General features: G+C 63.7%; 24 protein-coding genes and 1 pseudogene. 10 read left to right on the top strand and 15 right to left on the bottom strand.

Annotation, left to right across the window (positions count from 1 at the left end; all coding sequences use genetic code 11):
- The first annotated feature begins 29 nt into the window (after positions 1–29).
- The 4 genes from rseP to fabZ all read left to right on the top strand — a co-directional run bounded on the left by rseP (position 30) and on the right by fabZ (position 5,530).
- Positions 30–1,181, top strand: coding sequence for an RIP metalloprotease RseP (rseP, locus tag P6U28_RS14735; RefSeq protein ID WP_122403051.1), 1,152 nt, complete (start codon positions 30–32; stop codon positions 1,179–1,181).
- Between the two features lie 176 nt (positions 1,182–1,357).
- Positions 1,358–3,880 carry an outer membrane protein assembly factor BamA gene (gene bamA / locus P6U28_RS14730; protein ID WP_122403052.1) on the top strand — a complete coding sequence of 841 codons (2,523 nt, stop codon included), beginning with the start codon at positions 1,358–1,360 and terminating at the stop codon, positions 3,878–3,880.
- Between the two features lie 124 nt (positions 3,881–4,004).
- The gene (gene lpxD, locus P6U28_RS14725; protein WP_122403053.1) at positions 4,005–5,072 is read left to right on the top strand and encodes a UDP-3-O-(3-hydroxymyristoyl)glucosamine N-acyltransferase; all 1,068 of its coding nucleotides are present in this window, start codon (positions 4,005–4,007) and stop codon (positions 5,070–5,072) included.
- Entirely contained in the window at positions 5,069–5,530 is a 462-nt protein-coding gene (fabZ, locus tag P6U28_RS14720; protein WP_122403054.1) for a 3-hydroxyacyl-ACP dehydratase FabZ, read from the top strand. The genes lpxD and fabZ overlap by 4 nt, the downstream gene beginning before the upstream one ends.
- A gap of 6 nt (positions 5,531–5,536) precedes the next feature.
- Here the strand turns inward: fabZ and P6U28_RS14715 are convergent, their stop codons facing one another.
- Positions 5,537–5,881: a KTSC domain-containing protein gene (locus tag P6U28_RS14715; RefSeq protein ID WP_122403055.1), complete on the bottom strand. Its 345-nt coding sequence runs from the start codon at positions 5,879–5,881 to the stop codon at positions 5,537–5,539.
- Between the two features lie 177 nt (positions 5,882–6,058).
- On the opposite strand from P6U28_RS14715, the gene lpxA reads away from it, so the two are divergent.
- The 3 genes from lpxA to lpxB are packed head-to-tail and all read left to right on the top strand — an operon-like array spanning position 6,059 to position 8,908.
- Positions 6,059–6,850, top strand: coding sequence for an acyl-ACP--UDP-N-acetylglucosamine O-acyltransferase (lpxA, locus tag P6U28_RS14710; RefSeq protein WP_122403056.1), 792 nt, complete (start codon positions 6,059–6,061; stop codon positions 6,848–6,850).
- Between the two features lie 7 nt (positions 6,851–6,857).
- On the top strand, positions 6,858–7,727 hold the full coding sequence (locus tag P6U28_RS14705) for an LpxI family protein (RefSeq protein WP_122403057.1): 870 nt from the start codon (positions 6,858–6,860) through the stop codon (positions 7,725–7,727).
- Complete coding sequence (gene lpxB / locus P6U28_RS14700; protein WP_407122535.1) at positions 7,724–8,908, top strand: lipid-A-disaccharide synthase; 1,185 nt, start codon at positions 7,724–7,726, stop codon at positions 8,906–8,908. Before P6U28_RS14705 ends, lpxB begins: the two co-directional genes overlap by 4 nt.
- Before the next feature lie 53 nt (positions 8,909–8,961).
- Here the strand turns inward: lpxB and P6U28_RS14695 are convergent.
- The 9 genes and pseudogenes from P6U28_RS14695 to gltX all read right to left on the bottom strand — a co-directional run.
- A pseudogene (locus P6U28_RS14695) lies at positions 8,962–9,033 on the bottom strand (hypothetical protein); the annotation flags it as partial.
- A gap of 174 nt (positions 9,034–9,207) precedes the next feature.
- Positions 9,208–9,975 carry an SDR family NAD(P)-dependent oxidoreductase gene (locus P6U28_RS14690; RefSeq protein ID WP_122403059.1) on the bottom strand — a complete coding sequence of 256 codons (768 nt, stop codon included), beginning with the start codon at positions 9,973–9,975 and terminating at the stop codon, positions 9,208–9,210.
- Positions 9,972–11,081, bottom strand: coding sequence for an ABC transporter ATP-binding protein (locus P6U28_RS14685; protein ID WP_122403060.1), 1,110 nt, complete (start codon positions 11,079–11,081; stop codon positions 9,972–9,974). The genes P6U28_RS14690 and P6U28_RS14685 overlap by 4 nt, the downstream gene beginning before the upstream one ends.
- Before the next feature lie 10 nt (positions 11,082–11,091).
- Positions 11,092–11,949 (bottom strand): carbohydrate ABC transporter permease, encoded by an 858-nt coding sequence (locus P6U28_RS14680; RefSeq protein ID WP_162500260.1) that lies wholly within the window; start codon positions 11,947–11,949, stop codon positions 11,092–11,094.
- The gene (locus P6U28_RS14675) at positions 11,942–12,865 is read right to left on the bottom strand and encodes a carbohydrate ABC transporter permease (protein WP_162500261.1); all 924 of its coding nucleotides are present in this window, start codon (positions 12,863–12,865) and stop codon (positions 11,942–11,944) included. The genes P6U28_RS14680 and P6U28_RS14675 overlap by 8 nt, the downstream gene beginning before the upstream one ends.
- The gene (locus P6U28_RS14670; protein ID WP_122403063.1) at positions 12,862–14,148 is read right to left on the bottom strand and encodes an ABC transporter substrate-binding protein; all 1,287 of its coding nucleotides are present in this window, start codon (positions 14,146–14,148) and stop codon (positions 12,862–12,864) included. The genes P6U28_RS14675 and P6U28_RS14670 overlap by 4 nt, the downstream gene beginning before the upstream one ends.
- A 58-nt stretch (positions 14,149–14,206) precedes the next feature.
- Entirely contained in the window at positions 14,207–15,385 is a 1,179-nt protein-coding gene (locus P6U28_RS14665; protein WP_407123069.1) for an ROK family transcriptional regulator, read from the bottom strand.
- Positions 15,386–15,616: 231 nt separating this feature from the next.
- Positions 15,617–16,918 carry a citrate synthase gene (gene gltA / locus P6U28_RS14660; RefSeq protein ID WP_407122534.1) on the bottom strand — a complete coding sequence of 434 codons (1,302 nt, stop codon included), beginning with the start codon at positions 16,916–16,918 and terminating at the stop codon, positions 15,617–15,619.
- A gap of 146 nt (positions 16,919–17,064) precedes the next feature.
- Entirely contained in the window at positions 17,065–18,489 is a 1,425-nt protein-coding gene (gltX, locus tag P6U28_RS14655) for a glutamate--tRNA ligase (RefSeq protein WP_129145025.1), read from the bottom strand.
- A 154-nt stretch (positions 18,490–18,643) separates the two neighbouring features.
- Here gltX and P6U28_RS14650 point away from each other — a divergent pair, with 154 nt between their 5' ends.
- Positions 18,644–20,320 (top strand): glutamine--tRNA ligase/YqeY domain fusion protein, encoded by a 1,677-nt coding sequence (locus P6U28_RS14650; protein WP_407122532.1) that lies wholly within the window; start codon positions 18,644–18,646, stop codon positions 20,318–20,320.
- A 97-nt stretch (positions 20,321–20,417) separates the two neighbouring features.
- Here P6U28_RS14650 and P6U28_RS14645 read toward each other — a convergent pair whose 3' ends face one another.
- Genes P6U28_RS14645 through P6U28_RS14635 form a run of 3 tightly spaced genes read right to left on the bottom strand, consistent with a single transcriptional unit; the run spans position 20,418 to position 22,640 of the window.
- Complete coding sequence (locus tag P6U28_RS14645; protein WP_122403068.1) at positions 20,418–20,903, bottom strand: adenosine-specific kinase; 486 nt, start codon at positions 20,901–20,903, stop codon at positions 20,418–20,420.
- 34 nt (positions 20,904–20,937) lie between these two features.
- Positions 20,938–21,618 (bottom strand): phosphoribosylanthranilate isomerase, encoded by a 681-nt coding sequence (locus tag P6U28_RS14640; protein ID WP_122403069.1) that lies wholly within the window; start codon positions 21,616–21,618, stop codon positions 20,938–20,940.
- Between the two features lie 20 nt (positions 21,619–21,638).
- Positions 21,639–22,640, bottom strand: coding sequence for an MBL fold metallo-hydrolase (locus P6U28_RS14635; protein WP_122403070.1), 1,002 nt, complete (start codon positions 22,638–22,640; stop codon positions 21,639–21,641).
- A 118-nt stretch (positions 22,641–22,758) separates the two neighbouring features.
- Here P6U28_RS14635 and P6U28_RS14630 point away from each other — a divergent pair, with 118 nt between their 5' ends.
- Positions 22,759–23,208, top strand: a complete 450-nt coding sequence (locus P6U28_RS14630; RefSeq protein WP_122406644.1) for a YbhB/YbcL family Raf kinase inhibitor-like protein — start codon at positions 22,759–22,761, stop codon at positions 23,206–23,208.
- An 18-nt stretch (positions 23,209–23,226) separates the two neighbouring features.
- On the opposite strand, the gene glnA is transcribed toward P6U28_RS14630, so the two are convergent.
- Both glnA and P6U28_RS14620 read right to left on the bottom strand, forming a co-directional pair.
- The gene (gene glnA, locus P6U28_RS14625; RefSeq protein WP_122403071.1) at positions 23,227–24,657 is read right to left on the bottom strand and encodes a type I glutamate--ammonia ligase; all 1,431 of its coding nucleotides are present in this window, start codon (positions 24,655–24,657) and stop codon (positions 23,227–23,229) included.
- Positions 24,658–24,781: 124 nt separating this feature from the next.
- Positions 24,782–24,964: a hypothetical protein gene (locus P6U28_RS14620; RefSeq protein WP_122403072.1), complete on the bottom strand. Its 183-nt coding sequence runs from the start codon at positions 24,962–24,964 to the stop codon at positions 24,782–24,784.
- A 243-nt stretch (positions 24,965–25,207) separates the two neighbouring features.
- Between P6U28_RS14620 and P6U28_RS14615 the strand changes: the two genes are divergently transcribed.
- The gene (locus P6U28_RS14615; RefSeq protein WP_162500593.1) at positions 25,208–25,570 is read left to right on the top strand and encodes an SPW repeat protein; all 363 of its coding nucleotides are present in this window, start codon (positions 25,208–25,210) and stop codon (positions 25,568–25,570) included.
- Positions 25,571–25,682 lie beyond the last annotated feature (112 nt).

Here is a 25,682-nt window from a genome sequence, read left to right as displayed (position 1 = left end):
GGCCTTAAGGCGCTGGGTGAGGGAATTCGATGATCGACTTTTTCGTCCATAGTTTCAATACGTTGAGCCATGGGCTCCTCGGCTACGCGGTTCCCTTCCTGTTCGTCCTGACCATCGTCGTGTTCTTTCACGAGCTCGGCCATTTCCTGGTCGCGCGCTGGGCAGGCGTGCGCGTATTGACCTTTTCGCTCGGGTTCGGCCCTGAGCTGGTTGGTTTCAACGACCGCCATGGCACCCGCTGGAAGATCTCGGCCATCCCGCTCGGCGGCTACGTCAAGTTCTTCGGCGACGAGAGCGAGGCCTCGACCCCGTCGGCCGAGACGCTCGCGGCCATGACGGCTGAGGAGCGTGCCGGCAGCTTCCACCACAAGAAGGTCGGCCCGCGTGCGGCCATCGTCGCGGCAGGACCGATCGCCAATTTCATCCTGGGTGCGCTGATCTTCGCCGGCATGGCGCTCTATTACGGCAAGCCGAGCACGATCGCGCGTGTCGACGGCGTCGTTGCCGAGGGGGCGGCAGCAGCGGCCGGCTTCAAGGTCGGTGACGTCGTCGTCCAGATCGACGGCAAGCCGATCGAGAGCTTTGCCGACATGCAGCGAATCGTTGCGATGAACGCCGGTTCGGCGCTTAGATTCCAGGTGAAGCGGGACGGCGCCATCGTCTCGCTGACCGCGACCCCGGCGCTGCTCGAGCGCAAGGATCCGTTCGGCAACAGCCACCGTCTCGGCGTGCTCGGCGTCGAGCACAAATCGCAGGCCGGGGAGGCCTCGACCGCACCGGTCGGCGTCGGTGAAGCGCTCAAGATCGGCGGCGAGCAGGTCTGGTTCATCATTACCAGCACCTTCAAGTTCCTGGGGTCGCTGTTCGTCGGACAAGGCAATCCGAACGAGGTCAGCGGCGTCCTGGGCATCGCGAAAATGTCGGGGCAGGCGGCCAGCGCCGGGTTCCAGTTCGTGATCAATCTCTGTGCGGTGCTGTCGGTGTCGATCGGCCTGTTGAACCTGTTCCCGATCCCGCTGCTCGATGGCGGCCACCTTATGTTCTACGCGGCCGAAGTGGTCCGGGGGCGGCCCTTGTCCGAGCGGACTCAGGAAATGGGGTTCCGAATCGGGCTCGGCTTGGTGCTGATGCTGATGGTATTTGCGACCTACAACGACATCCTGCGGATGGCCGCATCCTGATAGAGGCTTTTTTGTGGCGTTGCTGTTGAGCAACGTCTTGGAATGAAATTGAAATTGCGGCGCTTTCGGCCGTTTGCGGCGTCGGCGAAATTGGCTACAAGCGGCCTGAAGTTGGGGAATCTCCGGACCGGCGTTGGGGTTGGGTCTGGCTCGGAATGATAAGGGCGCGTTGCGCAATGAAGTTTGGACTGCGACTCCGGGGGGGCTTGCTCGCAACCCTGATCTTGTTCGGCGCGCCGGTGGTTGCCCCGGTTGGGGCTGTTTTGGTGTCTTCGTCTGCGCTCGCTCAGACCGTTCAGTCGATTACCGTCGAGGGAAATCGCCGGGTCGAGGTGGAGACGATCCGCTCCTATTTCAAGCCCGGTCCGGGCGGCCGGCTGGATCAAGCCGCCATCGACGACGGCCTCAAGGCGTTGATCGAGACCGGCCTGTTCCAGGACGTCAGGATCAACCGCGGTTCCGGCGGCCAGCTCATCGTCTCCGTGGTGGAAAACCCGGTGATCGGCCGCATCGCCTTCGAAGGCAATAAGAAGATCAAGGACGAGCAGCTCACCGCTGAGGTCCAGTCCAAGGCGCGCGGCACCTTCTCCCGCGCCATGGTGCAGTCCGACACGCTGCGAATCGCCGAAATTTATCGCCGCTCCGGCCGCTATGACGTGCGCGTCACGCCCGAGATCATCGAGCAGCCGAACAACCGCGTCGACCTGATCTTCACGATCGAGGAGGGCGCCAAGACCGGCGTCAAGTCGATCGAGTTCGTCGGCAACAACGCCTTCTCGTCTTACCGTCTGCGCGACGTCATCAAGACGCGCGAATCGAATCTTTTGAGCTTCCTTGCCAGTGGCGACATCTATGACCCCGATCGTGTCGAGGCCGACCGCGACCTGATCCGCCGCTTCTACCTCAAGAACGGTTTCGCCGACGTCCAGGTGGTAGCCGCGCTTACCGAATACGATCCGGAGAAGAAGGGCTTCAACGTCACCTTCAAGATCGAGGAAGGCGCGCAATACCGCGTCGGCGCAGTCGACTTCCGCTCCAGCATCCCGAACTTCGATCCCTCCTCGATGCGCGCCTATTCGCGCGTCAATGTCGGCTCGCTCTACAACGTCGAATCGGTCGAGAAGTCGGTCGAGGAGATGCAGATCGAGGCGTCGCGCCGCGGCTACGCCTTCGCCGTGGTCCGGCCCGGCGGCGACCGCAACTTCGAAGCGCACACGGTGTCCGTCGTTTTCAACATCGACGAGGGCCCGCGTACCTATATTGAGCGCATCAACCTGCGCGGCAACACCCGCACACGCGACTACGTGATCCGCCGCGAGTTCGACATCTCGGAAGGTGACGCCTACAACCGCGCGCTGGTCGACCGTGCCGAGCGGCGCCTGAAGAACCTCGACTATTTCAAGAGCGTGAAGATCACGACCGAGCCGGGCTCGTCGAGCGACCGCGTCATCCTGATCGTCGACATGGAAGAGAAATCGACCGGCGACTTCTCGATCTCGGGCGGTTACTCCACCACCGACGGCGCGCTGGCCGAAGTCTCGGTCTCCGAGCGCAATCTGCTCGGCCGCGGCCTGTTCGCCAAGGCGTCGGTGACCTATGGCCAGTACGCCCGCGGCTACTCGCTGTCCTTCGTCGAACCGTATCTGCTCGACTACCGCGTCGCGCTCGGCCTCGACCTCTATCAGCGCCAGCAGCTGTCCAACAGCTACATCTCCTACGGCACCAAGACGCTCGGCTTCTCGCCGCGCCTCGGTTTCTCCTTGCGTGAAGATCTGGCGCTCCAGGTGCGCTATTCGATCTACCAGCAGGAAATCACGCTGCCGTTCTACCTGGCGAACTGTAACAACGTAGTCGGTTCGGCTGCGTTCAACCCGAGCCCTGCGTTTGCCAATGCCAACGGTATCAGCCTGGCCTCGACCAATGGCCTCGGCTGCTACAGCGACGGCGAAGCCTCGCTGCCGGTGCGCAAGGAGCTTGCCGCCGGCAAGGCGCTGACCTCGGCGCTCGGCTACACGCTGACCTACAACACGCTGGACAACAACAAGAACCCGACCGACGGTCTGCTCATCGACTTCCGGCAGGATTTCGCCGGCGTCGGCGGCGACGTCTCCTACCTGAAGTCGGTCATCGACGCGAAGTACTACACTCCGCTGGTGTCCGATATCGTCGGTCTCGTCCGCCTGCAGAGCGGCATGCTGAACAAGATCGGCAGCGATCTGCGCATGCTCGACCACTTCCAGATGGGCCCGAACCTCGTCCGCGGCTTTGCCCCGAACGGCATCGGCCCGCGCGACCTGAACCCGTTCGGTACGCAGGACGCGCTTGGCGGCACCAAATACTGGGGCGCTTCGCTCGAACTGCAGATGCCGTTCTGGTTCCTGCCGAAGGAAGTGGGTCTGAAGGGCGCGGTCTATGCCGACGCCGGCGGCCTCTACGACTACAAGGGACCGACGAGCTGGACGGCGACCAACGAGGTCAATGTGCCGGGCTGTATCCCGTCGACCGTCAATCCGTCGAGCGCGGGGACCTGTACCGGCCTCGTCTATGACGACAGCAAGGTGGTTCGCTCGTCGGTGGGTGTCGGCCTGATCTGGCAGTCCCCGTTCGGTCCGCTGCGCTTCGACTACGCCGTGCCGATCACCAAGGGGAAATACGACCGCGTGCAAGAGTTCCGGTTCGGCGGCGGCACCACGTTCTAGTTCGATCAGCACGGCACGATCCGGATCACCGGAGCCGGTTTCCGAAAGGGATCGTGCCAATCCAAGACATGAGGCATGATGCGGCCTGACCGCTTCATGCCGAAGCCGGACCGCGACGGGTGGAATGGCGCAGCCGACCTTCTTCACAAAGCCGCCTGCCACAGTATTGGCCGAGATTGCCACGCTGACCAAGGCGCAGCTGGTCGACCCCGAGAGGGGCGGCCACATCATCACGGGCCTAGCTTCGCTTGACGAGGCGGGCCCGATGCATCTGGCATTCTTCGACAACCTCAAATATGCCGATCAACTCAGGGCGACCAAGGCGGGCGCCTGTCTGGTCAGCCCGCGCTTCGAGGCCGAGGTGCCCGCGCATGTGGCCGTGCTGCGGGTGGCGCAGCCATTCCGCGCCTTCGTCAGGATCGCTCGGGAGTGGCACGGCGACGCGCTGCGGCCGCAGTCCTGGGTCGGCAATGACGGCATCGCACCCTCGGCAATCATCGACCCCTCGGCCCGGCTCGAGGACGGGGTGATCGTCGATCCGCTGGCCGTGATCGGCCCGGACGTCGAGATCGGCAGCGGCACCGTGATCGGCGTCGGAGCGGTGATCGGCCCCGGCGTGAAGATCGGCCGGGACTGCAATGTCGGCGCCCGCACGGCGATCCAGTGCGCCCTGATCGGCAACAACGTGCTGATCCATCCCGGCTGCTCCATCGGCCAGGACGGCTACGGCTTCATCTTCTTCGGCCCCGAGGGCCATCTGAAGGTACCGCAGACCGGGCGGGTGCTGATCCAGAACGACGTTGAGGTCGGGGCCAACACCACGATCGACCGGGGGTCCTTGCGCGACACCGTGATCGGCGAGGGGACCAAAATCGACAACCAGGTCCAGATCGGCCACAATGTGACGATCGGTCGGCACTGCCTGCTGGCGGCCCAGATCGGCCTCGCCGGCAGCCTGACCATCGGCGACAACGTGGCGCTCGGAGCGAAGGTTGGCATCAACAATCACCTCAAGATCGGCGATGGGGCTCAGGTGACCGCCATGAGCGCCGTCAAGGACGACATCCCGCCAGGCGGTCGCTGGGGCGGACATTTCGCCAAGCCGACCAAACAATGGTTCAAGGAGATCATCGCGGTGGAGCGCCTGGTACGCGACAGCAAGGCCGATCCGAAGGACGAGGGACGGGAATGACGGCGGAATCACCTGTTAAGTTCGAGCTGGTGGATATCAACGCGATCCTCCAGACCCTGCCGCACCGTTTTCCGATGCTGCTGATCGACCGCGTGATCAACATCCGCGCCGATTACAGCGGCATCGGCATCAAGAACGTCACCTTCAACGAGCCGGCCTTCCAGGGACATTTCCCCGAGCGCCCGGTCTATCCCGGCGTCATGATGATCGAGGCGATGGCGCAGACCGCCGGCGTGATCGGCATCAAGTCGGTCGAAGGCACGGAGAAGCCGCGCGCGGTCTATTTCCTCACCATCGACAAGTGCAAGTTCCGCAAGCCGGTGCTGCCCGGCGACACCATCGAGTATCACATGCGCTCGCTCGGGCGCCGCAAGGCCATGTGGTGGTTTCACGGCGACGCCAAGGTCAACGGCCAGATCGTCGCGGAGGCCGATGTCGGCGCCATGCTGACGGATTGAGCGGCCTCAACCCTTCCGGGCCGGCTCGCGCGTCCGGCACGCGTAGCGCCCGGCGGTCGTCTCGCGCTTGATATTCCGGTTGAAGAACTGGCCCATCGACGGCGCGCCGAGGAGGCGCTCGACCGTCTCGGCCGTCACGCCGCAATAGCGGTCATAGGCGCCGTGGCTCGCGACGATCAGGTCCTGCTGCGCGCGATCGTAACAGACCCGCTGAAGCACCGTGCTGCGGGTGATGTCCCGGCATTCGAATGTCTGGAGATCGACGAGGCGGTGTTCGTCGGTCTCGACCGTCTCGGACACGATCGGTGTGCCCGCGAGCTGCGCGAGCAGAAGGACGAAGGCCCTGACCACGATCGTTGAAGCTCCGCCTGAACGTGTTGAGGGGGGCGGGAGGGCCGCCTCATCCAGCACTTGAAACAGGACGAGATGATACGTCACTGGACAGATCGGGCATAGTCGCGCTAACCACCCGAAAACCAAGCGACTTCAATACATAACCAGACCTTCTTGACGAGTAAGATTGGCTTGATGAGCAAGATTGATCCCACCGCACGGGTCGCGGACGGCGCCGTGATCGGCGAGGGTACCGAGATCGGACCCTATTGCATCATCGGCCCGAACGTCGTGATCGGCGCGAACTGCAAGCTGATCGGACATGTCACCGTCATCGGCCACACCTCGCTCGGCAATGACTGCGTGATCTCGCCATTCGCAGTGCTCGGCGGCGCCCCGCAGGATCTCAGTTACAAGGGCGAGCCGACCCGGCTCGAGATCGGTTCGGGCTGCACCATCCGGGAAGGTGCGACGATGAATGTCGGCACGATCAAGGGTGGAGGGCTGACCCGCGTCGGCAGCGGCGGCTATTTCATGAACAACAGCCATGTCGGCCATGACTGCATGGTCGGCGACAACGTGATCTTCGCGACGTCGGCGACGCTCGGCGGCCACTGCGAGATCGGCGACGCCGTTTACATCGGCGGCCTGTCCGCCGTGCATCAGTTCACGCGCATCGGCCCCTATGTCATGGTCGGAGGCGTGTGCGGCGTGCGCGACGACGTCATCCCGTATGGACTGGTCAACGGCCAATATGCGGTGCTGGAGAGCCTCAATTTGATCGGCATGAAGCGCCGCAAATTCACCAAGCAGCGGCTCGCGACCGTGCGCGCGTTCTATCAGAAGCTCTTCCACGGGCCCGGCACCTTCGCCGAGCGGCTGGAGGCAGTGCGGCCGCTCGCGGGCGAAGACTCCGCGATCGCCGAAATTCTCGACTTCATCGGCAAGGGCAAGCGCCCGCTCTGTCTTCCCGCCATCGCAAAGTGATCCTGTGATGGCCGCGGGCACGACATCGGCGGCTTCGCAAGTTTCGTCACCGGTCGGTATCGTCGCCGGCGGTGGCGCCATGCCGTTCGCGGTCGCCGAGTCGCTTGCGGCGCGCGGCATCACGCCGGTGCTGTTTCCGCTACGCGGGGCCTGCGATCCGGCGCGGGTTGAGCAGTTCCGCCACCGCTGGATATCGGTCGGCCAGCTCGGCCGCGCGATGCGGCTGTTCCGCCAGGAAGGCTGCCGCGACCTGATCTTCATCGGCACCTTGGTGCGGCCCTCGCTGTCCGAGATCCGTTTCGACGTCAAGACGCTGCGCCTGCTCGGCAATGTCATCCGCGCGTTCCGCGGCGGCGACGATCATCTGCTGTCGGGTGTCGGCCGAATCCTCGAGCAGGACGGCTTCCGCATGGTCGGCATCAAGGATGTCGCGCCGGATCTGCTGATGCCCGAGGGCTGCATCAGCCGCACCTGGCCGAGCGGCACCAGCAAGAGTGACATCGAACGCGGCCGGGCAGTGCTGACCGCACTCGGTCCGTTCGACATCGGCCAGGCAGCGGTCGTGATCGACGGTCATGTGGTCGCGGTCGAGGACATCGAGGGCACCGACGCACTGCTTGCGCGCGTGGCGCGCCTGCGCGAGGAGGGGCGCATCCGCGCCGCCACGGGACGCGGCGTGCTGGTGAAGGCGCCGAAGAGCGGCCAGGATCTGCGCTTCGACCTGCCGACGATCGGCCCGCGCACGATCGAGGGCGTCGCGGCCGCCGGCCTTGCCGGCATCGCCGTCATCGCCGGCAACACCATCGCCGCCGAGCCGCAGGCGATGATCGCGCTTGCCGACGCGAAATATCTCTTCGTCATCGGCCTGCCCGCGTGATGCTGGACCGCGATCCCAAGCGCAAGATCTTCCTGATCGCGACGGAGGAATCCGGCGACAGGCTCGGCAGCGCCTTGATGAAGGTGCTGCGCCAGCGCCTCGGCGATGGCGTGCAGTTCGTCGGCGTCGGCGGCCGCACCATGGCGCGCGAGGGCCTCGAATCGCTGTTTCCGATCGAGGAGCTGTCGATCGTCGGCTTTGCCGCGGTGGTGCAGCAATTGCCGAAGATCCTGCGGCTGATCCGTAACACGGCTGACGCCGTGACCGAGGCTGCGCCCGACGCGCTCGTCATCATCGACAGCCCGGACTTCACCCACCGCGTCGCCCGGCGCGTGCGGTCGCGCAGTCCGGCGATTCCCATCGTCGATTACGTCTCGCCGCAGCTCTGGGCATGGCGGCCGGGACGGGCACGGACCATGCTCGGCTATGTCGATCACGTGCTCGGCCTGCTGCCGTTCGAGCCCGAGGAATACCGCAAGCTCGGCGGACCGCCATGCAGCTATGTCGGCCATCCCCTGATCGAGCAATTGGGCTCGCTGCGGCCGAACGCGGAGGAGCAGAAGCGCCGCAACAGTGAGCCCCCGGTGCTGCTGGTGCTGCCCGGCAGCCGCCGCAGCGAGATCCGGCATCATCTCGACGTGTTCGGCGCAACGCTGGGCCGGTTGCAGGCTAAGGGCTGCGCGTTCGAGCCGATGCTGCCGACCATGCCGCATCTCGAAACCACCATCCGCGAAGGCATAGCGCATTGGCCGGTCAAGCCTCACATCGTGATCGGCGAGAGCGAGAGGCGTGCGGCCTTCCGCATCGCGCATGCTGCGCTGGCCAAATCCGGCACGGTGACGCTCGAGCTCGCATTGTCGGGCATTCCGATGGTGACGGCCTATCGCGTCGGCGCCATCGAGGCCTTCATCCTGCGCCGCGCGATCCGCGTCTCCTCGGTGATCCTTGCCAATCTCGTGATCGGCAGGGATGTCATCCCGGAGTTCCTGCAGGAGGAGTGCACGCCGGAGAAGCTGGCGCCGGCGCTCTCTGCGCTGCTGACGGATTCGCCGCTCCGCCGTGAGCAGGTCGAGGCATTCGCCAAGCTCGATCAGATCATGTCAACCGGCAACAAATCGCCGAGCATGCTCGCCGCCGACATCGTGCTCGCGACGATGCGCAAAGGACGTCGGGCGAGCTAGCACGTGTACTCATATCGCATGCATCAGCCGCTAACTTGTTGAGACCTTAAGCGCTACGTTGTGGGCAAGGGAGACCGGTGCAGATGGACGATCATCCATTCCGAGCCACGTTTCGCAACTACGAAGGTGACGCGCCCCCTGCCGACTGTTTAGTGCTCCATCGAAAAAGCGGACCCGAGTCGATGTTGGGTACGCGCCCTGTAGCGCGATGAGATTTGGATGAATCGTCATCGCGCTTTAACTTGTTGTTTACGCATGAACTTTCCGGAAAACCGCTTCGCACTTTTCCGGATCATGCTTTAGCCGAGGCCCGCGTCGACCCGGAAACACTGGCTGGTGATGCGCCGGCTTTCGTCTGAGGCGAGGAACAGTGCCATGTTGGCGATGTCATCGGGCGTCACCGCGTCGGGAACGGCCTGGCGCGCACGCATCCCGGCGATGACCTGCTCGTCCGGATACCACAGCCGGCGCTGGCGCTCGGTGATCACCATGCCCGGCGCTATCGCGTTGACGCGAATGCGGTCGGGGCCGACCGACCGCGCCAGCGAGTTGGTGAAGCCGACGATCGCCGCTTTCGCCGCGGCATAGACCGGCAGCGCCGGCGCGCCGCGCATCCAGGCGATCGACGACATGTTGATGATGGAGCCGCCGCCGCGCGCCCGCATCTGCGGCACCACTGCCTGTGCGGCAAAGAAGACGTGCTTGAGATTGACACCGATCATCCAATCGAACTCGGCCGGCGTCACCTCGGCGAGAATCTGGCGTTGATCGTTGGCGGCGTTGTTGACGAGAACGGCGGCATCGCCGAGCGAACGGTGGGCCTCTGCCATCGCGGAGCGCAAGGCATCGATGTCGAGGAGATCGCAGGACACGAACAGCGGGGCGGTCCCGGACGAGGCCGCTACTTCCCGCACCAGCGTTCCGCCGGCGTCCGTATCGATGTCGAAGAAGGCGACCCGGGCCCCCTGGGCCGCAAAGGCCCGGACGAAGGCGGCGCCGATGCCACTGGCTCCTCCGGTAATCAACACCACGCGGCCCGCAAGGCCTGAATAGGTCGTCTTCGTCATGCGATCAGTCGCTCCGTCTCGGGGTCGAACAGGCAAATGCGGCGGGTGTCGAGCGCGAAGGCGGCGGTCGTGCCGGGCGCGGGACGGATATCCGGCGAGATCCGCGCCATCGCAGGCTCGCCCCCGAGCCGCAGCAACACCATCGTCTCGGCACCGGTCGGCTCGACCAACTCCACCGGCGCGTCGACGCGGACAGGCGCATCGCTGGAAAAGGTGCGGCTGGCCTCGGCAATGCATTCCGGTCTGATCCCGAACACCACCTCGCGCCCGACAAAGGAGGCTGCGGCGTCGTATCCCCTGAGGCGCAGACGAACCTCGTCGGGCCGTCCCGCGCCGATCACGACCACCGCCCCGTCACTGGCGGCCTCGAGCCGCGCCGGCATGGTGTTCATCGGCGGCGAGCCCATGAAGCGCGCCACGAACAGATTGGCGGGGTAGCGGTACACGGTATCGGGGTCGGCAAACTGTTGCACGCTGCCCTGATGCATCACGGCGATCCGCGTCGCCATCGTCATCGCCTCGATCTGGTCGTGGGTGACATAGACGATGGTGGCGCCGATGCGCTGATGCAGGCGCTTGATCTCCATCCGCATCTCGACGCGCAGCTTGGCGTCGAGATTGGAGAGCGGCTCGTCGAACAGGAAGAGCAGGGGATTGCGCACCAGCGCGCGCCCCATCGCCACGCGCTGGCGCTGGCCGCCGGACAATTGCGCCGGCTTGCGGCCGAGCAGCGGCTCGATCTGGAGCAGCTTTGCGACATTCGCGACCGCTTTCTCTTGCTCCGCCTTGGGCACGTGCCGGCATTCCATGCCGAAGGTGATGTTCTGGCGCACCGTCATCGAGGGATAGAGCGCGTAGGACTGAAACACCATCGCGATGTCGCGGTCTTTCGGCGCGACGTCGTTGACGATGCGCCCACCGATTTCGATCGTCCCCGCGCTCGGACGATCGAGCCCGGCGACCATGTTGAGCAGCGTGGACTTGCCGCAGCCGGACGGCCCGACCAGTACGGTGAACTCGCCGCTCTCGATGTCGAGATCGATGCCCTTCAGCACCTCCAGATTGGCGTAACGCTTGGATAGGGCGCGAATGCTCAGTGCTGCCATGATGGCCTCATCATTTCACGGCCCCGGCAGTCAGGCCGCGGACGAAGTACTTGCCGCCGAGGAGATAGATCAACAAAGTGGGCAGCGCCGCGATGATCACCGCGGCGCTCTGCACGCCATGCTGCGGGATGTCCGCGACTGCGGCCGATAGTGCGATCAGAGCCGCCGTGACGGGCTGCTGCTGGCCCGTCGTGAATGTCACGCCATAGAGGAACTCGTTCCAGATATGCGTGAACTGCCAGATCACCGTGACGATCAGGATGGGACCCGAGAGCGGCAGGATGATGCGCCAGAAGATACGAAAGAAGCCCGCCCCGTCGATGCGCGCGGCCCTAATCAATTCATGGGGAATGGCGACATAGTAGTTTCGGCAGAACAGCGTGGTGAAGGAGAGTCCCTGGATCGTGTGAATCAGCACGAGACCCGTCAGCGTGTTGATGAGACCGATGTCCCGCAGCACGATGGTCCAGGGCAAGAGGCGCATCTGCTGGGGAAGGAACAGGCCAAGGGTCACGATGCCGTAGATCCAGTTGTCGCCGCGAAAGCGCCAGAGCGACACGGCGTAGCCGGCGATCGCACCGAGCATGGTCGAGAAAATCGTCGCAGGGATCGTGACGAGCGCGGAGTTCAGCATGTACGGCCGGATGCCGGCGCAGGTCTCGGCGACGCAGAAGCCGCTCCAGGCTGCGGCGTAATTGCTCCAGGCCCATTGCCGCGGCCAACCGATCATCGAGGCCTGCGCGATCTCCTCGTTGCTACGGAGCGAGTTCAGCACCACAACGACCAGCGGCGCGAGCCAGGCCGCGGCGACCAGCGAAACGGCGAGATAGATCAAGATCCGGCTCGGTGCGAAGCTGCGATCACGCATGGGCGGCCCGCCGTCGCTGAACATATCGCCACGCCGCATAGGGCAACAGCACCGTGAGAAGAATGAGCAGCATGAGCACCGCCGCCGCCGCGCCGCGGCCGAGCAGGCTGCGCTGGAACATGAGGTCGTAGACGACGAGGGCCGGCAGCTGCGTCGCGATTCCCGGTCCACCGTTGGTGAGCGCGCGTACGAGATCGAACGTCGAAATCGCGAACTGCAACTGGATCACGACGACGGTGACGGTGATCGGCCAGAGCGACGGCAGAATGATGCGCCGGTAGATTCGGACCGGGCCTGCACCGTCGATCTGAGCGGCCTTGATGATGTCGGCGTCGACGGACCGCAGGCCGGCAAGGAAGAGCGCCATGGCGAAGCCCGACGACTGCCAGATCGCAGCAATGACAATGGTCCAGATGGCCATGTCGCGGTCGATCAGCCAGTCGAACTTGAAGGAGGTCCAGCCGAGGTCGTGGACCAGCTTCTGGATCCCGAGGCCAGGATTGAGCAGCCAGCTCCAGACCGTGCCCGTGACCACGAAAGACACGGCAAGGGGATACAGGAAGATGGAGCGCAGCAGGTTCTCGCCGCGAATGCGCTGATCGAGCAGGATCGCAAGGATGAGCCCGGTCGCTGCGCTCAGCAGCACGAAAGCGCTGCCAAACAGCAGCAAATTGTCGAAGGCGATCTGCCAGTTCCGCGATGCCGTGACCGCCGTGTAGTTGCGCAAGCCGACCCAGCCCGCGACCGGGACCAGAGTGGATGGCGTGAACGATATCCAGATCGTCCACAGCGCGAACGACACGAGGTGCGCCGCGGACAGCAGCAGCGGCACCCAGATCAAGAGATATTCGGGCAGCCGGCGCACCAATTCGGTAGCCGCCGACCGCCCCGGTCTTGTCAGGACGGCATCGGTCAACGTGCGCCCTCGACGGCCTCGGCGAGGCGGGTGACCGCTTGCTCCGGCTTGATCGTCTTGTTCTTCACGTACTCCGTGATCACGTCGATCATCGCCGCGGTCATGCCGTTTTCCTGCGCCATGTTGTGCGCAAGGCTCAGGACCGCCTGATTGCTGGCGATCGCGTCCTTTAGAGCTGCTGCGGTCCGCCGTTGACCTTCTGACCAGCCTTCGCCGGAAAGGTCAACATCGGTGCGCACGGGGATCGATCCGGTGATCTGCGAATACATCGTCTGGATCGCCGGATCCATGACGAGCTGGGCCATCAGCATCTGGCCGGCTTGCAGGTCCGGCTCCTTGCGCTGCCAGAAGATGAAAGCATCGGCATTCAACAGGAAGACCGGCTTGCTGTTGTCGCTGGGGCCCGGTGCAATCATGAAGTCCTCGAACTTGAAGCCGGCATTGCGCAACACGCCCTGCGCCCAGCCGCCCATGATCATCATGCCCATGTCGCCGTCGACGAAGCGCTTCAGGTTGGTCGAAAAATGTTGGGCGCCGACGTTGGGGTCCATCCAGTCGGAGATCTTGCGCACCTGCGCGAACGCAGCCTTGATCTCGGGTCCCTCGAGAGCTTTCGTGTCGAGATTCATGATGGCTGCGCGGTATGCGGTGGGACTGATGCCCGCGAGCGCGGCCTCGAATTTCTGCCCGTCGTCGGGGCGGGTCCCACCGTTGGCAATGGGATAGGGGACACCGCCCGCTTTCATCTTTTCGGCGAGGTCATTGAAGTCGGCCCAGGTGACGGGGATCTTGTCGGCCTTGGCCTTGTCCATCGCGCGTTTGGACAGGAACAGCATGTTGGTGCTGTAGATCTGCAACGGCAATGCAATCCATTTGCCCGCCGGCTTGTGCAATCGCGCAAGATCGGGAGCGACGACCTTTTCGTAACCGGCGGCAGCGACGACGCCGTCGAGATCGACGGTCGGAGCAATCTTCGACCAGGCCGCAATCTCCGGACCCTTGAGCTGCGAGCAGGCCGGCGGATCGCCGGCCATGATCTGCGCGCGCAGCTTGTTCATCATCTCGGTGGTGAAGCCGGGGACGGGCGAGTGCTGCCAAACGCCGCCTTTCTCCTCGAATTTCTTGCCCAGCGCCGTGATCGCCGCTCCGTCGCTGCCCGCGGACCATTGCGAGATCGCGGTCAGGCGCGGCTTGACCGCGCCTTGCGCGCGGGCAAATGCCGGCAGGGCGAGTGTGGCGACGGATCCAGCGAGCAGACGGCGCCTTGTTGTTGTGATCGGCATTGCAATTCCTCCCGGTGTGAAGTCTCGGCACATATGGGACGTGCAGGTTCAGCGCATGTCAGGCCGCCTCCGTCGATGCCGCCGGCATGCCGCCGCGGCTGGCCAGACAAAAGGCGGCGAAAGCCAGTGCGGCTTGCGGATCGTTGCCCGTCGAGGGCGGCACGAAGGCGAGGGATAGCCGCGCCAGTTTGCGTCCGCCCAGCAGGCAGGCGTCGATCCCATCGACCACCGCCTTCCGATCCTCTTCGGACAGAAGCGACGGCCAGCCGCTGATCGCGACGCCGCCGCATGGCTTGACGTTCAGCGTGTTGCCGACCGCAAGGCCAAGCCGGAACAAGCGTCGCCGCAACTCCTGGCGCACGCGCGCCGAGAGCGGGATCGTGTGCACCCATTCGCTGCCGTGCTGGAGCAATTCAGCCTCGGAGATGCCGAGGAGCGCGGCCAGAGCGGGAAGCGAGGTATAGGCCTCGACGCAGCCGTGATGGCCGCAGCGGCAGCGCGGTCCCTCAGGCCCGAACACCATGTGGCCGAGTTCGATCGGTTGCAGGGCATCGGCCTCGGCCGGATCATCCATCCAGGCGCCGGCAACGCCGTGGCTGACGAGGACGAACAGATGCGTGTCGCTGAACGGATAGTTCTGCGTGCGGCAGCGGTGAAAGATGGCGTGCGCCACCACCGAATTGGTGAATTCCAGCGGCACCCCGGCAAACATCTCGCCGATCATGCCACTGAGACGCGCGACATGGCAGGGGATGATCGGGTTGCCGGATACGGTGAGCCGGCCAAGGCCCGGAATGGAGACGCCGATTTGTGAGAGCGTGATGTGGCGGCGGCGTGTCCAGTCGCGCAGCAATGTCATCGCCTCGCCGAACACGCGGCCGACCGTTTCGACCGTGGGTACCTTCGGCAGTGGCAGACGCTCCGTGTAGTGCAATTCGCCGGCGAGACCGCCGACGCCGACGCTGAGCCATTGAGCGCTCAGCTCGACGGCTGCGAGCGCCACCGCACCGTCGAGTGACACGAGGCCCGTCGGGCCGCCGACGTAAGGAGCAGGGCGCCGCACTTCCTCGATCAGGCCTTCGGCCTTCAGGTCGAACAGGATGCGCGACAGGCTCGCTTCCGACAGGCGCACGGCCTTGGCCAGAGGCGGACGAAACGAGCCGCCCGACTGAAGCAGATGAGTCAAAATGGCAGCGCGCGTCTCCCGCCGACTTCGCGGCTGCTCCGGCATTTCCATCCCTGTCGTCATTCTTACTTAGTGTAAGAATTTGCGCGCGGAGCGCTTCGGCTGTCAAGCGGTGGCCGGCGCGGTGCGCCGACTTGTTGTTGTGCGCGGCAGCATGGTTGCCGCGTCAGCTGCCGAGGAAATCGTGAGGTTGGGCAGCTGCGCTTTACCATCGACGGGTCCCGCAAACGAAAACGGCGCCATCTTTCGATGACGCCGCTTCGAAGCCGTTATGGCCGATTGTTAGCGCTTGTCGATCGGAACGTAATCGCGCTTGGCGACGCCGGTGTAGAGCTGGCGCGGACGGCCGATCTTCTGATGCGGATCCTCGATCATCTCGCTCCACTGGCTGATCCAGCCGACGGTGCGGGCGACCGCGAACAGCACGGTGAACATCGAGACCGGGAAGCCCATCGCCTTCAGCGTGATGCCCGAATAGAAGTCGACGTTCGGGTAGAGCTTGCGATCGATGAAGTACTGGTCGCTGAGCGCGATCTTCTCGAGCTCCATCGCCACCTTCAGCATCGGATCGTCGCCATGGCCGGTCTCCTTGAGCACGGCGTGACACATCTTCTGCATGATCTTGGCGCGCGGATCGTAGTTCTTGTAGACGCGGTGACCGAAGCCCATGAGGCGGACTTCCGAGTTCTTGTCCTTCACCTTGGCGATGAACTCGGGGATCTTATCGACCGTGCCGATCTCGTAGAGCATGTTGAGCGCGGCTTCGTTGGCGCCGCCATGCGCCGGGCCCCACAGGCAGGCGATGCCGGCTGCGATGCAGGCGAACGGGTTGGCGCCCGAGGAGCCGGCGATGCGCACCGTCGAGGTCGAGGCGTTCTGCTCGTGGTCGGCGTGCAGGATGAAGATCTTCTCCAGCGCGTCGGCGAGAACCGGGCTGACCTTGTAATCCTCGCAGGGCACCGCGAAGCACATGTTCAGGAAGTTCTCGGCAAAGCGCAGCGAGTTCTTCGGATAAACGAAGGGCTGGCCGACGGTATACTTGTAGGCCATCGCGGCCAGCGTCGGGATCTTGGCGATCATGCGCATGGAGGCGACCATGCGCTGCTTGGGATCGTTGATGTCGGTCGAGTCGTGATAGAACGCGGCCAGCGCGCCGACGGCCGCCACCATGATCGCCATCGGATGGGCGTCGCGGCGGAAGCCCTGGAAGAAGCGGGCCATCTGCTCGTGCACCATCGTGTGATGGATCACGCGATAGTCGAAATCCTTCTTCTGCGCGGCGGTCGGCAGATCCCCGTAGAGCAGGAGATAGCAGGTCTCCAGGAAGTCGCCGTGCTCGGCGAGCTGCTCGATCGGGTAGCCGCGGTATTCCAGCACGCCCGCATCACCGTCGATATAGGTGATCTTGGACTGGCAGCTCGCGGTCGAGGTGAAGCCCGGATCGTAGGTGAACAGGCCGGATTGGCCGTAGAGCTTGCCGATATCGATGACGTCAGGCCCGACGCTACCGCTGAGGATCGGGAGATCGTAATTCTTGTTTCCGACCGTCAGCGTCGCGGTCTTTGGGCTTGGTTTTGCGTCCATCAGAGGTCCCCGATGTGTGGTGAAACGGGCCGGAGCCGGAGGCCCCCAGGGAGAGCATGGGGGCAGGCCGGATGTTCCAGAATGTACGGGGGAGATGGGTATATTATTGCTATGTGCGCTGCAAGATCGCCGCACGCATGGTCGACTTACGTCGTAGACTGATCCTTAAGCCGGCCGAGGCTCTCCTGGCGCCCCAGGACGTCCAAAACCTCAAATATACCAGGCGACGTCGTCCGTCCGGTGAGCGCCGCCCTGAGCGGCTGGGCGACCGCGCCGAGTTTGAGACTATTTTCCTCGGCAAAGGCGCGCAGCGCGGCTTCAGTTGCCGTACCGCTCCACGTCTCGACCTTCTCCAGCGCGGAATGAAGCTGGCCGATCAGCTTGCGATTTTCGGGCGTCAGCAATGCTTCCGCCTTGGGATCGAGCGCCAGCGGCCGGTCGGCAAAGATGAAATGGGCGCCGTCGATCAGCTCGATCAGCGTCTTGGCGCGCTCCTTCAGGGCCGGCATGGCCTTGAGGAGCTGCGAACGCGTGGTGTCGTTTAACTTGGCCTTGAGCTCGCTCCGTCCGGGCACATGGTCGAGCACGTCCTCGAACATCTTCACGAGCGATTGATCGTCGGTGTGGCGGATGTAGTGGCCGTTGAGGCTTTCCAGCTTGGCGAAGTCGAAGCGGGCGGCGGCCCGGCCGACGCTGGCGAGGTCGAACGCCGCGATCATCTCCTCGGTCGAGAAGATCTCCTGGTCGCCATGGCTCCAGCCGAGCCGGACCAGGTAGTTGCGCAGCGCCGCAGGCAGGTATCCCATGGCGCGGTAGGCATCGACGCCGAGCGCGCCATGCCGCTTCGACAGTTTCGAGCCGTCCGGGCCGTGGATCAGGGGGATGTGGGACATGCTCGGCAGTGCCCAGCCCATCGCATCGTAGATCTGCTTCTGGCGCGCGGCGTTGATCAGATGGTCGTCGCCGCGGATCACGTGGGTAACGCCCATGTCGTGGTCGTCGACGACCACCGCGAGCATATAGGTCGGGTTGCCATCGCCGCGCAGCAGGACGAGATCGTCGAGGTTCTCGTTCTGCCAGACCACGCGGCCCTGGACCTGGTCCTCGATCACGGTCTCGCCGGTCTGCGGCGCGCGCAGGCGGATGGTGGGCTTCACGTCGCTTGGCGCCGTCGCGGGATCCCGGTCGCGCCACATGCCATCATAGAGGCGGGTGCGGCCTTCCGCGCGCGCCTTCTCGCGCATGGCGGCGAGCTCCTCGGCCGTGGCGTAGCAGCGATAGGCCTTACCGTCGGCCAGCAGCTGCTCGGCGACCTCGCGGTGGCGGGCGGCGCGGCTGTACTGGTAGATCACCTCGCCGTCCCAGCCGAGCTCGAGCCACCTCAACCCGTCGAGGATGGCGCCGATCGCAGCCTCCGTGGAGCGCTCCCGGTCGGTATCCTCGATCCGGAGCAGCATCTTGCCGCCGTGCTTCTTGGCATAGAGCCAGTTGAACAGCGCCGTGCGGGCGCCCCCGATATGGAGAAAGCCGGTCGGGGAGGGAGCAAAGCGCGTGACGACGGAATCGGACATTCTTGGCAAGGCCTATGCATTGGAGGCGGTGGTGTATAGCAGGAACGGGACATAACTAAAGCCCGACGCGGACCTGGCAGGCCTTGCTTAAGCTCTTGGCGCGGCCACGCGAATTTGGCAGAAGGACCGCTGATTTCCCTACAGGATTTTCGTAATGACAGAACCGGTGGCAGCTGAGGTTGGGCGCGATTTCATTCGTGACATCATCCAGGCCGATCTCGATCAGGGCAAGTACCAGGAGATCGTGACCCGGTTCCCGCCGGAGCCGAACGGCTACTTGCATATCGGCCACGCCAAGTCGATCGCACTCAACTTCGGCATCGCCCAGGAGTTTCCGGGCCGCTGCCATTTGCGTTTCGATGATACCAACCCGGTCAAGGAAGAGCAGGAATATATCGATTCCATCCAGGCCGACGTGCGCTGGCTCGGTTATGACTGGGGCAAGAACCTGTTCTTCGCCTCGGACTATTTCGACCGTCTGTACGAATGGGCGGAGCAGCTGATCCGCGACGGGCTCGCCTATGTCGACGACCAGACCCAGGAGGAGATCCGCCTCTCGCGCGGCACGCTGACCGAGCCGGGCAAGAACTCGCCGTTCCGGGACCGCAGCGTGGAGGAGAACCTCGACCTGTTCCGGCGGATGAAGGCCGGCGAATTCCCCAACGGGGCGCGTGTGCTGCGGGCCAAGATCGATATGGAAGCGGGCAACATCAATCTGCGCGATCCCGTGCTGTATCGCATCCTGCATGCGCACCACCCGCGCACCGGCAACGCCTGGTGCATCTATCCGAGCTACGACTACGCCCACGGCCAGTCGGACGCCATCGAAGGCATCACGCATTCGATCTGCACGTTGGAGTTCGAGGACCACCGGCCGCTCTACGACTGGTTCATCGAGAAGCTGCCGGTACCGTCCAAGCCGCACCAGTACGAATTCGCGCGGCTGAACCTGACCTACACGCTGCTGTCCAAGCGCGTGCTGACCCAGCTTGTCCGCGACGCCCATGTCGCGGGCTGGGACGATCCGCGCATGCCGACCATCGCGGGAATGCGCCGCCGCGGCGTGCCGCCGGCCGCCTTGCGCGAGTTCGTCAAGCGCATCGGCGTCGCCAAAGCCAACAGCGTGGTCGACGTCGGCATGCTGGAGTTCTGCATCCGCGAGGAGCTGAACCGCACGGCGCAGCGCCGCATGGCGGTCTTGAGGCCGCTGAAGGTCGTGATCGAGAACTATCCGGAAGGGCAGACCGAGGAGCTCGAGGCGATCAACCATCCCGACGATCCGTCGGTCGGCACGCGCAAGATCACGTTCGGCCGCGAGCTCTATATCGAGCAGGACGACTTCATGGAGAACCCGCCGAAGAAGTTCTTCCGCTTGTCGCCGGGCAACGAGGTGCGGCTGCGCTATGCCTACTTCGTCAAGTGCACCGGCGTGATCAAGAACGACAAGGGCGAAGTGGTGGAGCTGCGCTGCACCTATGATCCCGCGACCAAGGGCGGCAACGCGCCCGACGGCCGCAAGGTCAAGGCGACCATGCACTGGCTGGCGGCGGCGACGTCGAAGCCGGCGGAGATCCGCATCTACAACCAGCTGTTCTCCAATCCGAGCCCGGACGCCTCGAATTTCGCAGCCGATCTCAATCCGAATTCGCTGGAGATCCTGTCCGATGCGCGGATCGAGGCTTGCGTTGCGGAGAGCAATTCGACCGAGCCGGTGCAGTTCGAGCGCCAGGGCTATTTCGTGCGCGACAAGGACTCGACGCCGGGCAAGCCGGTGTTCTCGCGCACCATCGGCCTGCGCGACACGTTCGCGAAGGAAGTCGCGAAAGATTGAGGGCTGACCTGAGCAAGCGACGCCGACGCCATCGTTTCCGCCATCATCGCGAAATGGTGCGCCGGCTTCGCAAAGCTCGATGCAACGGCTCCGGTCGCTACAGCTTGTAGCCGATCTTCCTCAGGAGGTCCTTCCGCCACGCAATGTCGGCGTCGGTCTCGATACCCAGCGGTGAGGCGCCATCCACTACGCCGAGCACGCCACGGCCGAGCTCCGTTTGTGCGACGATCACCTGCGTGGGGTTGGCCGTCGCGCAGTAGATGCGGCAGACCTCCGGCACCGAGCGCACGGCAGCTAGGACGTTGACCGGAAAGAAGCCGTCGCCCAGGAAGATCAGAAAAGTGTGGCCGGCGCCAATGGCCAATGCGTTGTTGCGGGCGTGGGTGAGGGCCGCTTCGTCATTGCCCGACCAGCGCACCAGCCGCTTGCCGGAGGCCTCGCAGAAGGCCAGCCCGAATCGGATGCCCGGAACCGTGCCAACGAGCGCCTCGTGGAGATCTTCCACGGTCTTGATGAAATGCGACTGACCGAAGATGAAGTTGGCCGCCTCCGGCTTGACGATGGGTACGACGGTGAGTTCCATGGCCGCGCTCCGGGAGAGAGCTACACAATTCATGTTAGGCCGACGGAAAGCGATTGTCAGCCGCTGCCCGAGCCGCCTGGTGGAACCGGCGGACTCGCTCCAGGTCCTTCGCATGCGAACCGTCCTGGTCCGTTTTCGTCTTGGAGTCGACGCCGGCAGGACGGACCGTTCGGATCGCTCCTGCGACATTGTCCGGTCCGAGGCCGCCTGCGAGGACGACCGGTACACGGACGACATCCACGATGCGGCGACTGATGTTCCAATCATGCGTCACGCCGAGCGCGCCGATCTGCCTGTCCGTGCACCGATAGCTGTCGAGCAGCAGAAAGTCTGCGATGCCATCGTAGCTCTCGGCAATTGCGACGCTTTCCTCGGAGAACACCGGTATGCTTCTCATCACGACGATCCCGGGCAACATGCGCTTGAGGGAAGCAACATCTTGCGGGGAAAGCAGTTCGGCGCTGGCTCCCAAATGGACGATCGCGGGGTTGAGCTCGCGCGCCCACGACGCAATCAAGGCGAGATCGCAGGTCAGAAACAGTGCCGAGAATTTCGATGGCGGTACAATTGCCGCGCCGATCTTGGAAGCCGTTGAGATCGGCAGTTCGCGTGGAAATTGGCCTTCTCCGACGAGCACGCCGACATGGTCGACGCCAATGACTGAAAGTGCGGACGCCTCTTCGGGGGTAGAGATTTCATAGATCTGGGTCAACATCGGCGCAACCTCTCCGAGTCTCAGGGAGACGCCTCGAACGCTGCCATCACCTCGGCCAGCATCCGTTCCTGCTCTCCCGCATAGCGCGGAGAGAAGTGAAAAGGCTCGACGCGGCGGACCTTGGCTTCCCGTGCGACTTCTCCGGCAGCCGTGGTGGTAAGATGAGCCCGCTCCTTCGCTATTGCGGCGTCCGCGTCCGCAAACGCCGCCTCGATGAAGAGGATGTCTGCATTCTGAACCAGCGCCACGATGGCGGTGCGATTGGCCGGCGTGTCGGCAACATCGGTCACATAGGCGATTTTCTGGCCGGCAGTGACCGTCACGAGATCGCGCAGGCTTGAGAGTGGCACGAGGCGATCCGACTTGTTCGCTTCTTCGATACGGATCAAATGATCGTCCGCGCGACGCTCGACGACGGCCTTCTTTAGCGACAGCAACCAGGGACCGACGGGTAGTCCACGCTCCGACAGCCTGTTCTTCCATACGTTGACATGGGCCGCCTCCTGCAGCGCAAAGGCGAGGCAGGGCGTGCCATGCTCAAGGATCGCGGCTGACACGCGATGGGTCGGTTCATCGCAGAGTACGCCCGCAATGGTGTTGCCAGAGACGGATGGCTCTGCTGCGAAGCCTTTCCTCAGCCGGAACCGGGTGGTGAAGGTGGAATTTTCCGCTCCAAGTTCGCTGACGTCGAAAACAAGATCGCAGGAATAGTTTTCGACCAGGTTCCAGCGATAGGCCTGAAGCTTGTGAAAGACGTGCTCGGCTAAGCCGGCCGGACCGAACAGCTGTACCGATTTCTCGTGCCCGACGAGCAAACGCAGCAGATGGTCGAAGCCAACGAAATGATCGATATGCGCATGCGAGACAAAGACCTGGTCGACGCGTCGGATCTTCCGCGGCGCCAGTGAAGCAATCTCTCCAATGTCGAACAGCAGACTTCGCTTCTCGAACAGCGTTTCGACATAGACCGTAGGATCGCCGTAGCGACCGTTGACCAGGCTAGGATGGAAAAGCGGTCGCATGACAACAATTCTGCTGCAACAGTCCCAAATGCATCTCTCCTCATCTTAGGGGACGGCGATGGATTTCGCACCGGGCAGGATCGAGCTAGAATACATCTATCGGATCGAGGAGAGAGCCATGAAACTCGTTTCAAGCGCCTTCGCCGATGGTGCCGCAATTCCGCGACGGTTTACCTGTGATGGCGAAAATCTTTCGCCACCTCTGCAATGGAGCGACGCGCCGGAGGGGGCGCGGAGTCTTGTCCTGCTCTGCGATGATCCCGATGCGCCCGCCGGCAAATGGCATCATTGGGCAGTGTACGACATTCCGCCGGAGGTCACGCAATTTGCGATCAACGCCGCACAGAACGCCAGAATGAAGCAAGCCGTCAATGATTTTCGGAAGGCGGGTTATGGCGGCCCGTGTCCACCGCACGGCCATGGGCCTCATCACTATCATTTCCGACTGCTTGCCCTCTCGACGGAGGGCCTGCCGGTAAAGGCCAATGCATCCTGCGGCGACGTCGAGCGAGAGGCGCGCAAGCACGTGATCGCGGAAGCGACCCTCGTCGGTTGGTACGAGAGGTAAGCGAAAGAATGCCCTAAACTAGATATCGTAATACAGATGGAACTCGTAAGGATGCGGTCGCAGCCGGATCGGGTCGATCTCCTTCTTGCGCTTGTAATCGAGCCAGGTTTCGATCACGTCGGCGGTGAAGACATCCCCGCGTAGCATGAATGCGTGATCGCGCTCGAGCGCGTCGAGCGCCTGGTCCAGAGATCCCGGCGTGGACTTCACCTCCTTCGCCTCGGCAGTCGGGAGGTCGTAGAGATTCTTGTCGATCGGGCTGCCAGGGTCAATCCGCCTGTCGATACCGTCGAGGCCGGCCATCAGCATTGCAGCGAAGGCCAGGTAGGGATTGCAGGACGGATCGGGTGAACGAAATTCGACGCGCTTTGCGCGCGGATTCGGCGAATACATCGGAATCCGGCAGCAGGCGGAGCGATTGCGCTGGGAGTAGACGAGATTGATCGGAGCTTCATAACCCGGCACCAGGCGCCGGTAGGAGTTCGTGGTGGGGGCGCAGAGCCCGCACAACGCCCAGGCGTGGCTCAAAAGCCCGCCGATATAGTAGCGCGCGAGCTGGCTCAGCTCGGCGTAGTCGCCCTTGTCGTAGAACAAGTTGGTCTCGCCCTTCCAGAGCGACTGGTGAACGTGCATGCCCGAAGCGTTGTCCTCGAACAGCGGCTTCGGCATGAATGTCGCGGTCTTGCCATGCTGATGCGCGGTGTTCTTGACCACGTATTTGTAGATCATCAAATTGTCGGCCATGCGGGTCAGCGTGGTGAAGCGCATGTCGATCTCGTTCTGGCCGCCGGTCGCGACCTCATGGTGATGGGCTTCGATCTGGATCCCCAGAGATTCCATCGTCAGCACCATTTCGGTGCGTAGCGCCTGCATGCTGTCGGTCGGAGGAACGGGAAAGTATCCCTCTTTCGGGCGCGGCTTGTGGCCGAGATTCGGTCCTTCATCCGTGGCGGTGTTCCAGCTGCCTTCGCTGGAGTCGATTGCGTGCATGGCGAAGTTGATGCCCTGTCCGTAGCGGACCTCGTCGAAGACGAAGAACTCGGCCTCCGGGCCGAAATAGCTCGTATCGGCAAGCCCGGTACCCTTGAGGTAGGTTTCGGCCTTCTGGGCGATGTAGCGGGCGTCCCGGCTATAGGATTGGCCGGTCACGGGGTCGCGGATGTTGCAGATGAGAACCAGCGTCTTGGCCGGACTATAGGGGTCGACGAAGGCGGTCGTCGGATCCGGGACGACGAGCATGTCGCTTTCCTGGATCTCCTGGAAGCCGCGGATCGATGAGCCATCGAATCCAAGGCCCTCGTTGAGTGCATCGGCATTCACCGCGCTCGGCGGTACGGAAAAATGTTGCCACATCCCCGGCAGATCGGTGAACCGCAAATCGATCATCTGGACGTTCTCGTCCGTGATCGCCTTCACGAGGTCTTCGGCTGTCGTACATTTTGCAACCATGGCTTCGCTCCCAGGTCAGCGTCCCGAGATCGCGTAGCCGTTCGGCCGCAACCTGGCGGCTCGCGACGGACTGTGGTCCACGTTCGGCGTTGTCGCCGCAGTCAGGCAAGCTTTGCGCCGACTGTCAGCTTTGGTGTGGCCCGCGCATCAGCTTCATCGCATCTTCGATGTGCCGCCAGGTTCTTGCCAATTCGAGCTCGCCCTTCTGCTCGAGTTCGATGGCGTTTTGAGCGGCTTCCGCAATGGCCTTGGGGCCATGGGCTTCCAGCAACTGCCGCGCATAGTCGTGAATTTCCATTTCTCGCATGGCGTCATCTCCCTCTGCTCCGGGCGCGACCTTCCGCTGCGCCGGGAACGGTCGACATTGACACCTGTCTAGCGTCGTCAGTCTGCATCCGGGTGCGCCGCACTCGCAAGGGCCCTCTCCTGGATGCGCGGCCGGGCTTGGCGCCGGCTCCCGGACCGCCCTCGCGGCCACACAATGCAGGCCGGACGGATGATTTTTTCATCGGTGCGTCCCCAGATAAGTAGGAGAGGGGAGGTGAGCATTATGCGCATCCAACATTGGCAAGACGCTGCCAGCCTGTTGGTGGGCGTATGGCTGGTCCTGTCGTCCCCTATCCTTGGTTTATCCGGGGCGGCTGTCTGGATCACCATCGCGCTTGGGCTCGGCGTCATGCTGTTTGCCGTAGAGGCCTTTGTCATCCCGTCCTACCTGGAAGAGTGGGGCGAAATGCTGCTGGGACTGGCGCTGGTGCTGGTGCCTTGGACCATTGGCTATGACCAGGTAGCAGCCACGGCGAGCAGCGTATTGTCGGGCCTGCTGGTGATCTTGCTCAGTGGCTGGGAGCTGATGACCGATCGTGACTTCAGCGCCTGGTGGCACGATCGCTGGCATCACCCGGCCGGCTGACAAAGAGCAATCGGCCAAACTCGCCGCCGACCGCTATCGGCTGGCGGCCGGAGGCGAGGCTCGATTTGAGCACGCCAGGGACAACGCCTTGGCGCGACGGGGATTCCAATGG

It is taken from the genome of Bradyrhizobium sp. STM 3561 (assembly GCF_045571455.1).
Classification (GTDB): domain Bacteria; phylum Pseudomonadota; class Alphaproteobacteria; order Rhizobiales; family Xanthobacteraceae; genus Bradyrhizobium; species Bradyrhizobium vignae.
The sequence above is the reverse complement of the archived record's forward strand: the minus strand, read 5'-3'. Positions and strand labels throughout refer to the sequence as shown.

Coding starts and splice junctions, on each gene's coding strand:
- rseP (WP_122403051.1), top strand. CDS start 30: ATGATCGACTTTTTCGTCCATAGTTTCAATACGTTGAGCCATGGGCTC.
- bamA (WP_122403052.1), top strand. CDS start 1,358: ATGAAGTTTGGACTGCGACTCCGGGGGGGCTTGCTCGCAACCCTGATC.
- lpxD (WP_122403053.1), top strand. CDS start 4,005: ATGGCGCAGCCGACCTTCTTCACAAAGCCGCCTGCCACAGTATTGGCC.
- fabZ (WP_122403054.1), top strand. CDS start 5,069: ATGACGGCGGAATCACCTGTTAAGTTCGAGCTGGTGGATATCAACGCG.
- lpxA (WP_122403056.1), top strand. CDS start 6,059: ATGAGCAAGATTGATCCCACCGCACGGGTCGCGGACGGCGCCGTGATC.
- P6U28_RS14705 (WP_122403057.1), top strand. CDS start 6,858: ATGGCCGCGGGCACGACATCGGCGGCTTCGCAAGTTTCGTCACCGGTC.
- P6U28_RS14690 (WP_122403059.1), bottom strand. CDS start 9,975: ATGACGAAGACGACCTATTCAGGCCTTGCGGGCCGCGTGGTGTTGATT.
- P6U28_RS14685 (WP_122403060.1), bottom strand. CDS start 11,081: ATGGCAGCACTGAGCATTCGCGCCCTATCCAAGCGTTACGCCAATCTG.
- P6U28_RS14680 (WP_162500260.1), bottom strand. CDS start 11,949: ATGCGTGATCGCAGCTTCGCACCGAGCCGGATCTTGATCTATCTCGCC.
- P6U28_RS14670 (WP_122403063.1), bottom strand. CDS start 14,148: ATGCCGATCACAACAACAAGGCGCCGTCTGCTCGCTGGATCCGTCGCC.
- P6U28_RS14665 (WP_407123069.1), bottom strand. CDS start 15,385: ATGGAAATGCCGGAGCAGCCGCGAAGTCGGCGGGAGACGCGCGCTGCC.
- gltA (WP_407122534.1), bottom strand. CDS start 16,918: ATGGACGCAAAACCAAGCCCAAAGACCGCGACGCTGACGGTCGGAAAC.
- gltX (WP_129145025.1), bottom strand. CDS start 18,489: ATGTCCGATTCCGTCGTCACGCGCTTTGCTCCCTCCCCGACCGGCTTT.
- P6U28_RS14650 (WP_407122532.1), top strand. CDS start 18,644: ATGACAGAACCGGTGGCAGCTGAGGTTGGGCGCGATTTCATTCGTGAC.
- P6U28_RS14645 (WP_122403068.1), bottom strand. CDS start 20,903: ATGGAACTCACCGTCGTACCCATCGTCAAGCCGGAGGCGGCCAACTTC.
- P6U28_RS14640 (WP_122403069.1), bottom strand. CDS start 21,618: ATGTTGACCCAGATCTATGAAATCTCTACCCCCGAAGAGGCGTCCGCA.
- P6U28_RS14635 (WP_122403070.1), bottom strand. CDS start 22,640: ATGCGACCGCTTTTCCATCCTAGCCTGGTCAACGGTCGCTACGGCGAT.
- P6U28_RS14630 (WP_122406644.1), top strand. CDS start 22,759: ATGAAACTCGTTTCAAGCGCCTTCGCCGATGGTGCCGCAATTCCGCGA.
- glnA (WP_122403071.1), bottom strand. CDS start 24,657: ATGGTTGCAAAATGTACGACAGCCGAAGACCTCGTGAAGGCGATCACG.
- P6U28_RS14620 (WP_122403072.1), bottom strand. CDS start 24,964: ATGCGAGAAATGGAAATTCACGACTATGCGCGGCAGTTGCTGGAAGCC.
- P6U28_RS14615 (WP_162500593.1), top strand. CDS start 25,208: ATGCGCATCCAACATTGGCAAGACGCTGCCAGCCTGTTGGTGGGCGTA.